Origin of the sequence: Tistlia consotensis USBA 355, assembly GCF_900177295.1 — a bacterium.
Taxonomy (GTDB): domain Bacteria; phylum Pseudomonadota; class Alphaproteobacteria; order Kiloniellales; family DSM-21159; genus Tistlia; species Tistlia consotensis.
The window spans coordinates 33,858-47,153 of sequence record NZ_FWZX01000017.1; the positions used below are offsets into that span (position 1 = coordinate 33,858).

The 13,296-nt window shown below is 71.9% G+C and carries 11 protein-coding genes; 4 read left to right on the forward strand and 7 right to left on the reverse strand.

The features are described from left to right. Window positions 1-74: 74 nt before the first annotated feature. Entirely contained in the window at window positions 75-1,385 is a 1,311-nt protein-coding gene (pyrC, locus tag B9O00_RS18945) for a dihydroorotase (protein WP_085124273.1), read from the reverse strand. Next, on the reverse strand, window positions 1,385-2,365 hold the full coding sequence (locus B9O00_RS18950) for an aspartate carbamoyltransferase catalytic subunit (protein WP_085124274.1): 981 nt from the start codon (window positions 2,363-2,365) through the stop codon (window positions 1,385-1,387). Before B9O00_RS18950 ends, pyrC begins: the two co-directional genes overlap by 1 nt. A gap of 137 nt (window positions 2,366-2,502) precedes the next feature. On the opposite strand from B9O00_RS18950, the gene mtgA reads away from it, so the two are divergent. Beyond that, window positions 2,503-3,138 carry a monofunctional biosynthetic peptidoglycan transglycosylase gene (gene mtgA / locus B9O00_RS18955; RefSeq protein WP_235017155.1) on the forward strand — a complete coding sequence of 212 codons (636 nt, stop codon included), beginning with the start codon at window positions 2,503-2,505 and terminating at the stop codon, window positions 3,136-3,138. 7 nt (window positions 3,139-3,145) lie between these two features. Here the strand turns inward: mtgA and B9O00_RS18960 are convergent, their stop codons facing one another. The 4 genes from B9O00_RS18960 to B9O00_RS18975 are packed head-to-tail and all read right to left on the reverse strand — an operon-like array spanning window position 3,146 to window position 7,980. Continuing rightward, a complete protein-coding gene (locus tag B9O00_RS18960) occupies window positions 3,146-4,363 on the reverse strand; it encodes a CaiB/BaiF CoA transferase family protein (RefSeq protein ID WP_085124276.1) in 1,218 nt (405 codons plus the stop codon). A 56-nt stretch (window positions 4,364-4,419) separates the two neighbouring features. Continuing rightward, window positions 4,420-5,334 carry an AEC family transporter gene (locus B9O00_RS18965; RefSeq protein WP_085124277.1) on the reverse strand — a complete coding sequence of 305 codons (915 nt, stop codon included), beginning with the start codon at window positions 5,332-5,334 and terminating at the stop codon, window positions 4,420-4,422. Window positions 5,335-5,345: 11 nt separating this feature from the next. Further along, window positions 5,346-5,846 carry a Holliday junction resolvase RuvX gene (gene ruvX, locus B9O00_RS18970; protein WP_085124278.1) on the reverse strand — a complete coding sequence of 167 codons (501 nt, stop codon included), beginning with the start codon at window positions 5,844-5,846 and terminating at the stop codon, window positions 5,346-5,348. Between the two features lie 46 nt (window positions 5,847-5,892). Beyond that, entirely contained in the window at window positions 5,893-7,980 is a 2,088-nt protein-coding gene (locus B9O00_RS18975) for a GAF domain-containing sensor histidine kinase (RefSeq protein WP_085124279.1), read from the reverse strand. Window positions 7,981-8,250: 270 nt separating this feature from the next. On the opposite strand from B9O00_RS18975, the gene gatC reads away from it, so the two are divergent. From gatC to B9O00_RS18990, 3 genes are read left to right on the forward strand one after another with little or no spacing between them, the layout of a single operon-like run. Then, window positions 8,251-8,538, forward strand: a complete 288-nt coding sequence (gatC, locus tag B9O00_RS18980) for an Asp-tRNA(Asn)/Glu-tRNA(Gln) amidotransferase subunit GatC (RefSeq protein WP_085124280.1) — start codon at window positions 8,251-8,253, stop codon at window positions 8,536-8,538. Between the two features lie 2 nt (window positions 8,539-8,540). Continuing rightward, window positions 8,541-10,019 (forward strand): Asp-tRNA(Asn)/Glu-tRNA(Gln) amidotransferase subunit GatA, encoded by a 1,479-nt coding sequence (gene gatA / locus B9O00_RS18985; RefSeq protein WP_085124281.1) that lies wholly within the window; start codon window positions 8,541-8,543, stop codon window positions 10,017-10,019. Between the two features lie 6 nt (window positions 10,020-10,025). Beyond that, on the forward strand, window positions 10,026-10,544 hold the full coding sequence (locus tag B9O00_RS18990) for a GNAT family N-acetyltransferase (protein ID WP_085124282.1): 519 nt from the start codon (window positions 10,026-10,028) through the stop codon (window positions 10,542-10,544). A gap of 197 nt (window positions 10,545-10,741) precedes the next feature. On the opposite strand, the gene B9O00_RS18995 is transcribed toward B9O00_RS18990, so the two are convergent. Further along, window positions 10,742-13,213 (reverse strand): TonB-dependent receptor, encoded by a 2,472-nt coding sequence (locus B9O00_RS18995; protein WP_218822894.1) that lies wholly within the window; start codon window positions 13,211-13,213, stop codon window positions 10,742-10,744. Window positions 13,214-13,296 lie beyond the last annotated feature (83 nt).

The window sequence follows — 13,296 nt, forward strand, 5'->3', positions numbered from 1 at the left end:
GCCCACGCGGGCAGCCTGGCTTTGACCTGGATCAGTTCGCGAGGGATTCGCTGCGGTGGCCCGCAGCCGCGGGCCTACGCCACGAAGATCGGCCGGCCGTCGACGACCGTCCGCAGGACCCGGCCCTGGACCATGTGGCCCTCGAAGGGCGCGTTCTTCGACTTGCTGGTGAAGCGGTCGGGATCGATGGTCCAGGGCTTCTCGGCGTCGAAGACGACGAGGTCGGCCGGCCAGCCCCTGGTCAGGCCCGAGCGGCCCTTGAGGATCGCGGCGGGCCGGCTGGTCAGGCAGGCGAGCAGCTCCAGCAGGCCCATGCGGCCGGCGTGGACCGGCGCCAGCGACAGCGCCAGCAGGGTCTCGAGGCCGACGATGCCCGGCTCGGCGAGGGCGAAGGGCAGGCGCTTGGCGTCCTGGTCCTGCGGCGCGTGGTCGGAGGCGATGGCGTCGATCGTGCCGTCGGCCAGGCCCTCGGCGACCGCCTTGCGGTCGTCCTCGCTGCGCAGCGGCGGCGAGACCTTGGCGAAGGTCCGGTAGTCGCCGACCGAGTTCTCGTTGAGCGTGAAGTAGTGCGGCGCCGTGTCGCAGCTGACCGGCAGGCCGCGCTTCTTGGCGCCGCGGATCGCCTCGATCGCGGCGCCGGTCGAGACGTGGCTGACGTGGTAGCGCCCGCCGGTCATCTCGACCAGCCGCAGGTCGCGCTCGACCATGATGACCTCGGCCTGCACCGGGATGCCCGACAGGCCGAGCCGGGTCGCCAGCGCCCCCGAGTTCATCACGCCGCGCGCCAGGCTCGGCTCCTCCGGATGCTGCAGGATCACCGTGTCGAAGATCGTGCTGTAGGCCAGAGCCCGGCGCATCACCTGGGCGTCGGCGACGGCCTTCAGGCCGTCGGTGAAGCCGAGCGCGCCGTAGGCCGTCAACAGGCCCATCTCGGTCAGCTCGTGACCCTCCAGGCCGCGGGTCACGGCGCCGTAGGTGTAGACCTTGACCGACTTCTCCTCGCGGGCACGGCGCGCGACGAACTCGACGCCGGCGACGTCGTCGACGATCGGCTCGGTGTTGGGCAGCGCGACCATCGAGGTGACGCCGCCGATCGCGGCGGCCCGGCTGGCGGTCGAGATGGTCTCCTTGTGCTCCTCGCCGGGCTCGCGCAGCTGCACGCGCATGTCGACCAGGCCGGGGGCCAGGCAGGCGCCGCCGCAGTCGACCGTCTCGATGCCCTCGGGGACGCCGTCCTTGAACAGCTCGGGCCCGCGGTCGGCGATCTCCGCGCCCTCGGTCAGCAGCGCGCCGGGCGCGTCCAGCCCGCTCGCCGGGTCGAGCAGGCGGGCGTTGACGTAGGCGACGCGGCCGGGCGCCACGGGGCGGGCGGGGGGCCTCTGCATCATCGCCTCCGTCCGGTGCGCAGCGGGCGGGTCAGGATGTCGAGGCAGGCCATGCGCACGGCGACGCCCATCTCGACCTGCTCGCGGATCGCCGAGCGGTCGATGTCGTCGGCCAGCTCGCTGTCGATCTCGACGCCGCGGTTCATCGGGCCCGGGTGCATGACCAGGGCGTCCGGCTTGGCATGGGCCAGCTTCTCGCGATCCAGGCCGTAGAAGTGGAAGTACTCGCGGATCGAGGGCACGTAGGAGCCCTGCATGCGCTCGGTCTGCAGGCGCAGCATCATCACCACGTCGCAGCCGGCCAGGCCTTCGCGCATGTCGGTGAAGGCTTCGACGCCCAGCTCCTCGACGCGCCCCGGCATCAGGGTCGGCGGCGCGATGACCCGGACCCGCGCGCCCATCGCCGTCAGCAGGTGGATGTTCGAGCGCGCCACGCGGCTGTGCAGGATGTCGCCGCAGACCGCGACCTTCAGGCCCTCCAGCTTGCCGAGCCGCCGGATGATGGTCAGCGCGTCGAGCAGCCCCTGGGTCGGATGCTCGTGGGCGCCGTCGCCGCCGTTGATGACCGCGCAGTCGACCTTCTCCGACAGCAGCTTGACCGCGCCGGAGTCGGGGTGGCGGACGACCAGCACGTCGGGGTGCATGGCGGTCAGGGTCATGGCCGTGTCGATCAGGGTCTCGCCCTTCTTGATCGAGGACCACGCGACCGACATGTTGATGACGTCGGCGCCGAGCCGCTTGGCCGCCAGCTCGAACGACGTGCGCGTGCGCGTCGAGTTCTCGAAGAAGAGGTTGATGACGGTATGGCCGGCGAGCAGCGCGTTGCGACCGTGGCGGTGCGGGTCCAGGTCGGCGTATTCCGCCGCCTCGTCCAGCAGGAACACGATCTCGGACTGGCTCAGGCCTTCGATGCCGAGCAGGTGTCGGTGCGGATAGCCGCCCGAGGCGCTGTTTTGTGTGGGTGTCTTCGATGAGCTCATCGAAGCGGCCTTATGGCACCGCCCGGCCGGAGTCGCAAGCGCGGGCGCAGCGCCCTTCGTCCCTTTGGCGAAAAGCCTGGCGCGGCCTGTGGCGGCGACTGCCCGGACGCGGGCTCTGGAAGCTGCCGGGCGCCGTCGTGCTGGTGCTCGTCGTGGTGCCGCCGCTCTGGGTCGCGCTCTACAGTGTCGTGCCGCCGCCGGGCACCCTGCTGATGGTGCTGCGCTGGGCCCAGGGCGACGGCTGGCAGCGCGACTGGGTGCCGCTCGACGAGATCTCGCCGAACCTGCGCTTCGCCGTGCTGGCCGGCGAGGACAACCGCTTCTGCTCGCACTGGGGCTACGACCTGGTCGAGCTCGACCGCGCGATCGAGGAGTGGCGCCGCGGCGGGCGCCTGCGCGGCGCCAGCACGATCACCATGCAGACCGCCAAGAACGTCTTCCTCTGGCCGGGCCGCGACTGGCTCAGGAAGATCCTGGAGGTGCCCTTCGTGCTGTCGCTCGAGGCGATCGCCGGCAAGCGCCGGATCCTCGAGCTCTACCTCAACGACGTCGAGTGGGCGGCCGGCGTCTACGGCGCCGAGGCGGCGGCGCGCCACCATTTCGGCCGCGCGGCCGCCGAGCTGACGCCGCGCCAGGGCGCGCTGCTTGCCGCCGTGCTGCCGGATCCGCGCGGCTGGTCGGCCTCGAAGCCCGGCGCCTACGTGCGCCACCGCGCCGCGACCCTGGAGACCCGCGTGCGCCAGCTCGGTCCGGACCTGGACTGCGTCCGGTAGCGGGGGCTCAGACGACCCCTTCGTCCCTCAGCCGGGCGATCTCGGCGGCGTCGAGGCCCAGGACCTCGCTCAGCACCTCGTCGCTGTGCTGGCCGACGTGGGGCGGCGGGCGGCGGTAGTCGACCGGGGTCTCGGAGAACTTGATCGGGTTGCCGATCAGCGAGACCGAGCCCTTCTCGCTGCCGGGATAGGGCAGCTCGATCTTCATGCCGCGGTGCAGGATCTGCGGGTCGGCGAAGACCCGGTCCAGCGTGTTGACCGGGCCCGAGGGCACGCCGATCTGCGCCAGGCCCTCGACCCAGTCGTCGAGCGTCTTCCGTGCGGTCAGCCTCGGCAGGATCTCGTAGAGCGCCTTGCGGTTGGCGACGCGCAGCGAGTTGGTCAGGAAGCGCGGGTCCGCCGCCAGCTCCGGCGCGCCGGCGAACTCGCAGAAGCGCTGGAACTGCCGGTCGTTGCCGACCGCCAGGATCAGGTGGCCGTCGGCGGTCGGCAGCACGTTGTAGGGCACGATGTTGGCGTGCTCGGTGCCGCGGCGGTGCGGGACCTCGCCGCTGGTCAGGTAGTTCAGGCCCTCGTTGACCAGCCAGGCGACCTGGGTGTCGAGCAGGGCGAGGTCGATGTACTGGCCCCGGCCGGTCTTGTCGCGGTGGTGCAGGGCGGCGAGCAGGGCGACGGTCGCGTACATGCCGCACATCACGTCGGCGATGCCGACGCCGATCTTCATCGGCTTGCCGTCGGGCTCGCCGGTCAGGCTCATCATGCCGCCCATGCCCTGGGCCAGGTAGTCGTAGCCGGCGCGCGGCGCGTAGGGGCCGTCCTGGCCGAAGCCGGTGACCGAGCAGTAGATCAGGTCCGGCTTGACCTGCTTCAGGCCGAAGTAGTCGAGGCCGAACTTCGAGAGGCCGCCGACCTTGAAGTTCTCGACCGCGAAGTCGGCGCTCTCGGCCAGCCGCCGGATCAGCGCCTGGCCCTCGGGGTGCGCCATGTCGATCGAGAGCGAGCGCTTGTTGCGGTTCGAGGACAGGAAGTAGGCGCTGGCGTCGCTGTCGCTGCCGTCGGCGTTCCTGACGTAGGGCGGGCCCCAGCGTCGCGTGTCGTCGCCCTCGCCCGGCCGCTCGATCTTGATCACGTCGGCGCCCAGGTCGCCGAGCAGCTGGGTACAGGTCGGGCCGGCCAGGATGCGCGTCATGTCGAGCACGCGCAGGCCCTTCAGAGGTCCGCTCATCCGTCTCTCGTTCCTCTCAGTTGGTGCCCGCTTTTCGCTGCCGCGACCGTTCGCCGTCAAGCCAGCAGCCCGAGCACCAGCGGCAGGCTGGCCAGGGCGACCAGGGTCTGGATGGTGATCAGGCTGGCCATCAGGGTCGCGTCGCCGCCGAGCTGGCGGGCCAGGATGTAGGCGCTGGTCGCGGTCGGCAGGGCACTGAACAGGATCGCGACGAAGGCCGCGACGCCGCCGACGCCGAAGGCTTGGAGCAGCAGCCAGGTCACGACCGGCAGGCCGACCAGCTTGAGCGCCGAGGTCTGCAGCACGACGCGGCCGGCGGCGTGGGCCGCCCTGAGATCGAGCGCGGCGCCGACCGCGAGCAGGCCGAGCGGCAGGGCGGCGCGGCTGAGGATCTGCGCCATCGGCCCGACGACCGGTGGCAGGCCGATGCCGCCGACGTTGAGCAGGCCACCGGCGATGCAGGCCAGGATCAGCGGGTTGGTCGCGAACTGCCGCGCGACGCGGCCCGGGCTCGGCTGGGCGCCGTGGCCGTAGCGCGCCAGCATCAGCGTGCAGGTGACGTTGACCAGCGGCACGATGACCGCGACCGCGAGGGCCGCCGCGGTCAGGCCCTCGGTGCCGTGCACGCCGTAGGCGACCGACAGGCCGATGTAGGTATTCATCCGCACGGTGCCCTGGTAGACGCTGGTCAGGCCCGGCCCGTCGACCCCGAACAGCGGCTTGAGCGCCAGGATCAGCGCGCTCATCCCGAGGATCGCCAGCACGATGGCCGCGGCCATCGGCAGGATCGCCAGCTGGCCGAAGTCGGCCTTGGCCAGGGTCGTCGCGATCAGCGAGGGGAACAGCACGAAGTAGGTCAGCTTCTCGGCCGGCGCCCAGAAGTGGTCGCCGGGGAACTCCCGGCGGCGCAGCAGCCAGCCGAGGAAGATCAGCAGGAAGACCGGCAGGATGACGGTGACGACGGCGAGCATCGCGGCGGCGCTCAGGCCCCGCGTCTGTTCAGGGCGTCGAGCGCACCCTGCAGGATGTAGGCCGCGGCCATCTTGTCGACGACCTCGCCGCGCCGGCGCCGGGTCATGTCCGCCTCGTCGATCAGGAAGCGCTCGACGGCCGCGGTCGAGAGCCGCTCGTCCCAGAGCGCGACCGGCAGGCCGAGCCTCGCGATCTCGATCAGGTTGCGCGCGAACTGCTTCGTCGAGCGCGCCCGCGTGCCCTCGCTGCCGTCCATGTTCAGCGGCAGGCCGACGACCAGGCCGCCGACCTCGCGCTCGCGGCACAGCTCCTCGAGCGCGACCGCGTCCTCGGTGAACTTGCGCCGACGCAGGGTCCTGAGCGGCGAGGCCAGGGTCAGGTCGGAATTCGACAGCGCGAGGCCGATGGTCTTCTCGCCGAGGTCGAGGCCGAGCAGCCGGCCGCGCGGCGGCAGCAGCCCGGGCAGCTCGGCGAGGTCGGTGAAGGGCGGGCAGGCAGGGGCCGGCGACATGGCGGGCACGTTAGACCGGATGCGCGGTCCCCGGGAAGGCTCCAGCTCAGCGGGCCGGCCGCTCGTCCCCTTTCCGGATCGGCAGCACCGTCGCCGAGCCCTCGCCGCCGCGCCGGCCGCCACCCGGCGAGAGCGGCAGCTCGAGCAGGAAGCGGCTGCCCTTCCGCTCGCCCTGCCGGAGCCGGCCGGTGTCCAGCCAGATGCGGCCGCCGTGCGCCTCGACGATGGTCTTGCAGAGCGCCAGGCCCATGCCCAGGCCCGGATAGGGCGAGCTGTCGGAGTGCAGGCGCCGGAACACCTCGAAGATCCGCTCGGCGTGGCGCGGCTCGATGCCGATGCCGTTGTCCTCGACCGCGACCAGCAGGGCCGAGCCGCTGCGCTCGGCCTGGATCGAGAGCACGAGCGGCCGCTCGGAGCGGTACTTGAGGGCGTTGCCGATCAGGTTCTGGAAGACCTGGCGCAGCAGGGCCGCGTTGCCCGGCACCTCGGGCAGCCAGCCGAGCGCCACGCTCGCCGAGCCCAGCTCGTCCGAGAACTCGGCCAGGCAGTGGCCGACCACGGCCTGCAGGTCGACCGGCTTGGGGTCGATCGTCAGCGTGCCGAGCCGGGCGTAGTCGAGCAGGCTGCGGACCAGCTCGCTCATGTTCTCGGCCGCCTGGGTGATGTAGCCCAGGGTCGCCGCCGCCTTCTCCGGCAGCTCCGGGCCGAGGTGGCGCTGCAGCAGCTGGGTGAAGCCGGCGATCTGGCCGAGCGGCGTCTGCAGGTCGTGGGCGACGCCGGTCGCGAACTGCTCGAGCGCCGCGTTCGAGCGCTGCAGGGCCCGCTCGTGCTGCTTGCGCGCGGTGATGTCGGCGACCACCAGGGTCAGGCCGCCCTCGCCGGTCGGCGCCGCCGAGAGGTGGAACCAGCCGTCGCGATCGGCGTCGGCATACTGCAGCTCGCCCGAGGCGGGCTCGCCGTCGAGGACGACGCGCCGAAGCAGGTCGAAGGCCGCCGATTCGCGCCAGCCCGGCCAGAGCTGCAGCAGCCGGGCCTCGACGATCTCCTCGGCCGAGAGGCCGTGCATCCGGCAGGCCGCGGCGTTGGCCTGCAGGCAGCGGAAGTCGCGGATCTCGCCGCGCGGACCGTGCAGCGGCACGAAGGTGGTGATCGCCTCCTGGCAGGCGTCCAGGATCGACTGGGTCATGGCCAGCGCCCGGCTCAGCGCACGCTGTTGGGCCAGGCGCTCGGTCACGTCCAGGACGACGGCGACGAACAGCGGCCGCTCGCCGTTGCTGTCGATCTCGATCGTGACCTCGGCGGGGAAGGCCGAGCCATCCTTGCGGCGCTGTTCGCGCTCGAAGCGGATGCGCTCGCGCCGCCCGCTGCGCAGCGGCTCGAGCAGCCGCTCGAACTGCGCGGCCCCGACGCTGGGCATCAGGTCGAGCGGGGTCAGCGCGGCGATCTCGGCCTCGTCGTAGCCCAGGCCCTCGCGCGCGCCGCGGTTTGCCGCGATCAGCTGCAGGCTGCGGGCGTCGAAGAGATAGATCTTGTTGAGCGAGTTCTCGAAGATCCGGCCGTAGCGGATCTGCTCGCGCTGGCTCATCTCGGCCAGGCTCAGCAGCTTCTGCTTGCGCTGCAGCTCGCGCGCGGCGCGATGCGATTCCAGGAGGTCGACGACCGTCTCGGCGAGCCGGGACAGGATATCGCACTGTACGGCGGCCAGATGGCGCGGCCGCTGGTCGAGCACGCAGAGCGAGCCGATGCGGTAGCCCGAGGGCGTGATCAGCGGCGCGCCCGCATAGAAACGGATGGCCGGCTTGCCGGCGACCAGCGGCGAGCGGGCGAAGCGGGCATCCTCGCTGGCGTCCTCGACGACCAGGGGCCTGCTGCCGCGGATCGTGTGGTCGCAGAAGGCCCAGGCGCGCGGCGTCTCGCTGACCTCGACGCCGATCCGCGCCTTGAACCACTGGCGGTCCTCGTCGATCAGGCTGATCAGCGCGATCGGCATGTCCAGGACCTCGGCCGCCAGCGCGACGATGCGGTCGAAGCGCGCGTCGGCCTCGGTGTCCAGGATCTCGTAGCGGTACAGCTCATCGAGCCGGCGGTCCTCGGCGGGATCACCGGACCCGGCGGCGACGGGGCAGTGGGTCAATCGCCGAATACCCTATGGGGCCGTCAGGCTCATCCTGCGGGGGAATCCATCGGGTCTCAAGGTGACGCCCGAAACCTATAAGAGTTCGTTAACGGTCGAGTGCACGTGGTCGGCGTATTTGGTGGCGCCGGGAGGCCCGCGACGCTGGCCGGACGGCGCCGCGGGCCCGGTATCCGGCGCGGCGGCCTGCGCCTTGTGACCCGGGCGGGCCGGTGCTAGACAGCGACCTCGCTTCCAAGCGTTCCTGAACACGAGAGAAAGAGGGGCGGCATGTCGGTCGACATCGACACGGTGCGCCGGATCGCCAAGCTGGCGCGCATTCGCGTCGAGGACGCCCAGGCCGAGAGCCTGGTCGGCGAGCTGAACAACATCCTCGCCTGGGTCGAGCAGCTCGGCGAGCTCGACACCGAGGGCGTCGCGCCGATGACCTCGGTGGTCGAGCAGAAGCTGCACCTGCGCGCCGACGCCGTGACCGACGGCGGCTATCCCGAGGACATCGTCGCCAACGCGCCGCAGAGCGCGCACGGCTTCTTCGTCGTGCCCAAGGTGGTGGAGTAGCCATGACGCCGACCGACCTGACCCTGGCCGGCGCGCGCGACGCGCTGGCGAAGAAGCAGCTGTCGGCCCGGGAGCTGACCGAGGCCCACGTCGCGGCCGTCGAGGCCGCGCGGCCGCTCAACGCCTTCATCCTGGAGACGCCGGAGCAGGCGCTGGAGATGGCGGCCGCCTCGGACGCGCGCATCGCCAAGGGCGAGGCCGGGCCGCTCGAGGGCATCCCGCTGGCGATCAAGGACCTCTACTGCACCCGCGGCGTCGCGACGACCGCCGGCAGCCGGATCCTCGAGGGCTTCCGGCCGACCTACGAGTCGACCGTGACCAGCCAGCTGTGGCGCGACGGCGCCGTGCTGCTCGGCAAGGCCAACCTCGACGAGTTCGCCATGGGCTCGTCGAACATGACCAGCGCCTTCGGCCCGGTCGAGAACCCCTGGAAGCGCAAGGGCGACAACCGCAAGCTGGTGCCCGGCGGCTCGTCCGGCGGCTCGGCGGCGGCGGTCGCGGCGCGCTGCGCGCTGGGCGCCACCGGCACCGACACCGGCGGCTCGATCCGCCAGCCTGCCTCCTTCACCGGCATCGTCGGCCTGAAGCCGACCTACGGCCGCTGCTCGCGCTGGGGCGTGGTCGCCTTCGCCTCCTCGCTCGACCATCCCGGCCCCTTCGCGCGCACGGTGCGCGACAGCGCGATCCTGCTGCGCTCGATGGCCGGCTACGACCCCAAGGACTCGACCTCGGTCGATGTTCCGGTGCCGGACTACGAGGCGGCCCTGACCGGCGACCTGCGCGGCCTGCGCATCGGCGTGCCGAAGGAGTACCGGCTCGACTCCGTGCCGGAGGCGATCGACCGGGTCTGGCAGCAGGGCATCGAGTGGCTGAAGCAGGCCGGCTGCGAGATCGTCGAGCTCTCGCTGCCGCACACCAGGTACGCCCTGCCGGCCTACTACGTGATCGCGCCGGCCGAGGCCTCCTCCAACCTGGCGCGCTACGACGGCGTGCGTTACGGCCTGCGCCAGGCCGGCGACCAGGCGCTGACCGAGATGTACGAGGCGACCCGCGGCGCCGGCTTCGGCGAGGAGGTCAAGCGCCGCATCATGATCGGCACCTACGTGCTCTCGGCCGGCTACTACGACGCCTACTACAACAAGGCGCGCAAGGTGCGCACGCTGATCGCCAACGACTTCCGGGCCGCGTGGGAGAAGGTCGACGCGATCCTGACGCCGACCGCGCCCTCGGCGGCCTTCGCGATCGGCGAGAAGATGGACGACCCGGTCGCCATGTACCTGATGGACGTCTTCACGGTGACCGCGAACCTTGCCGGCCTGCCGGCGATCTCGCTGCCCGGTGGGCTGTCCACGGACGGCCTGCCGCTCGGCCTGCAGCTGATCGGCCGTGCCTTCGACGAGGAGACGGTGCTGAGGGTCGCCGGCGTGCTGGAGGAGGCCGCCGGCTTCCAGGCCGAGCCGGACTTCGTCGCCGGACGGTAGGGCGCCGTGGCCGCCCCGTCGTCCAGGGGGATCCGACGGCTCGGGCCGGACGACTGGGCGTCCTTCCGGGAGCTGCGCCTGACCGCCCTGAAACGCGAGCCGGCCAACTTCGGCTCGTCCTGGGAGGACGAGGTCGAACAGCCGGACTCCTTCTGGCGCGACTGGACCGAGCGCTCGACGATCCTCGGCGCCTTCGCGGCCGACGGCGCCCTGGTCGGTCTTGCCGGCATCTACGTCCAGCCGGGCCGGACCGTGCGCCACAAGGCGCATCTCTTCACGATGTATGTCGCCGAGGCGGGGCGCGGGCAGGGCCTCGGCCGCCGGCTCTGCGAGGCGGCGATCGCGGCGGCCAGGGAGCTGCCCGGCGTCACCCAGCTGATGGCGACGGTCTGGGCCGACAACGCGCCGGCCTTCGCGCTCTACCGCTCGCTCGGCTTCGTGCAGTGGGGCCTGGAGCCCCGCGGCACCCGGACCGCCGACGGCACTTGGTGCGACGACGCCCAGCTGGTGCTGCGCTTCGAGTGAAGGTGGTGCCGCCCGGTGCCATGGCACGTCCATTCGCTTCATCCTGAGCCTGTCGAAGGGTGAAGCGAAGCCGGCACGGTCAGCGCCGAATGGCTTCACCCTTCGACAGGCTCAGGATGAAGCCATTGCGCGGCGGTGTCGCGGAGCCCCGACCTGCGGTGGCAGCTTGTCGAGGGGCGTGGAAGCGCCTTCCGAGCCTAGAAGTCCAAGCTCACCGACAGCTTGGCGGTCAGCGGGGCGCCCTGGGTCAGGTAGCCGCCGTTGGCCGAGGCCCAGTAGGCGTTGTCGGTGACGTTCTCGATGTTGGCCAGGAAGGCGACCGGGTAGCCGGCCAGCTCGGTGCGGTAGCGGGCGCCGAGGTCCAGGCGCGTCCAGGCCGGCACCTCCAGGCTGTTGGCGGCGTCCAGGTACTGCGGGCCGGTGTGCAGCAGCCGGCCGGTCAGGGTCAGGCCCCGGAGGTAGGGCAGGTCCCACTCGGCGCCGATGTTGAACTGGTAGTCCGGCACGCCGACCGCGTCGTTGCCGTCGTTGCTGCCGCCGGCCGTCCTGGCCAGCTCGGCGTCGAGCAGCGTGACGCCGCCGAGCAGGCGGAAGCCCTCGAGCGGCTCGCCGAACAGGCTGAGCTCGATGCCGCGGTTCCGCTGCTCGCCGTCGATGCCGTAGACCAGGGTGTCGGGATCGGTCAGGCCGCTCGGCCTGGTCGTCTGGAACAGCGCCAGCGAGCCGCCGAGCGTGCCGAAATCGAGCTTGCCGCCGATCTCGTACTGGGTCGAGCGGTAGGGCGCGAAGACCTCGCCGGCGTTGACCGCCGTCGCGGGCGCGCTGTCCGAGGGCGTCAGGCCCTCGATGCGGTTGGCGTAGAGCGAGAGCGTCTCGGTCGGCCGGAACACCAGGCCGAAGGCCGGCGTCCAGGCCCACTCGTCGAAGTTCGCCGTGCGCGTGCCGCTGCTCCGGTCGAAGCCCTCGACCTGGATGTGCTGGCGGCGCAGGCCGGCGGTGAACAGCAGCCGGTCGTCGAAGAAGGTCAGGGTGTCGGCGAGGTAGAAGCTCTGGGTCGTCGTCTCGGCGACCTTCGGCAGGTCGTCGAAGTCCCCCGAGGCCAGCAGTGTCGCCGGCCGCGCCACGTCGGCCGGGTCGTAGAGGTTGGTCGCCTGCGAGGAGGCGAACTCGTAGGAATTGCGGTTGACGGTGTCGAGCGCGGTGGCGCCGAGGCTGAGGCGGTGGCCGACCGGCCCGGTCTCGGCGAGCGCGTTCAGGCCCAGCTCGCCGGTCTTGGTCTGGTCCTCGCGCGGCACGGTCAGCCGGCCGACCGTGGCGCTGCCGTTGCTGCCGGTGACCGTCGGCGAGGCGTAGTCGCCATCCTCGCGCAGCGAGCGGGCGCCGAGCGCGGCATGGGCGGTGACCCTGTCGGTCAGGTCGTACTCGGCGCGGATCTGGCCGTAGGTGTCGGTCAGCTCGGAGTAGCTCCAGGCGGTCGCGTAGTTCGCGCTGGCGTCGGTCGCGTCCGGGACCGCGGTGCCGCTGACGAAGACCACCGGCCGGCCCTGGTCGACGCGCTGGCGCTGCGAGGCGAGGTCGAGGGTGACCCGCGCCCGCTCGCCGCGGTAGTCGAGCGCCAGGGAACCGAGCAGGGTCGAGCGCGTCTCGTCCTCGATCGCGGTCTCGCCGTCGCGCGCCACGACGTTGCTGCGCAGGCCGAACTCCTTGTCCGCGCCGAAACGCCGGCCGAAGTCGAGATGGCCGCCGAAGCGGCTGTCCTGGGCCCAGCTGCCGGTCAGGCGGGTCAGCGGCGCGTCGCCGGCGCGCTTCGGCACCAGGTTGACCGTGCCGCCGATGCCGCTGCCGGCCGGCGGCATGCCGTTCAGGAAGGCGCTGGCGCCGGTCAGCAGCTCGACCCGCTCGTACATCTCGGTGTTGACGATCTGGCGCGGCGCGGTGCCGTAGAGCCCGTCGATCGCGATGTCCTCCCCGGACAGCGGGAAGCCGCGGATCACGAAGGATTCCGAGAAGTTGCCGTAGCCGTAGCTGGTCCGCACCGAGGCGTCGTTGGCCAGCACCTCGCCGATCGTCTCGGCCTGCTGGTTGCGGATCGTCTCCTCGGTGTAGCTGGTGATCGCGAAGGGCACCTCCATGCGGTCCTGGTTGCCGAGCGCGCCGATCCGGCCGCCGCGCGCGACCTGGCCGCCGGCGTAGGCCGGAGGCAGGGTGCCGATCGTCGCGGTCGCCGGCGCGCCGCCCTCGCCTTCGACCCGGATCGGGTTCAGCACCAGGGAGTTGCCGTCGGCGGCAACTCGCTCCAAGGCGACCGTACCGGGCTCGGTGAAGCGCCAGGTGACACCGGTGCCCTCGAGCAGCCGGGCCAGCGCGTCCTCCGCCGTGAAGCGGCCCCGGACGCCGGGACTCTCGAGTCCCTTCAGCTTCGCGGTGTCGTAGAAGACCTGCAGGCCGGCGCGCCGGGCGAAGGCGATGACCGCCTTGTCGAGCGGCTGCGGCGGGATCGCGAAGTCGAGCGGCTGCGCGGCCTGGGCCAGCTGCTGGGCCGTCGCCGCGAGCGAGGGGAAGAAGGCCGCCAGCCCGGGCCCCTCCGCCGCCGCCGTGCCGCCCAGCGTCAACGCCAAGGCCAGGCCGGTCCCCAGCCGCGCCGGCACGGCCATCCCCAATCCCCTCATGTCTCGTCCCCCAAAAGGTTTCGCTGGTCGGATCAACATGCGACTGATTTGCAGTCGCATCCTTTGCCTAGGACGAGTCCGGC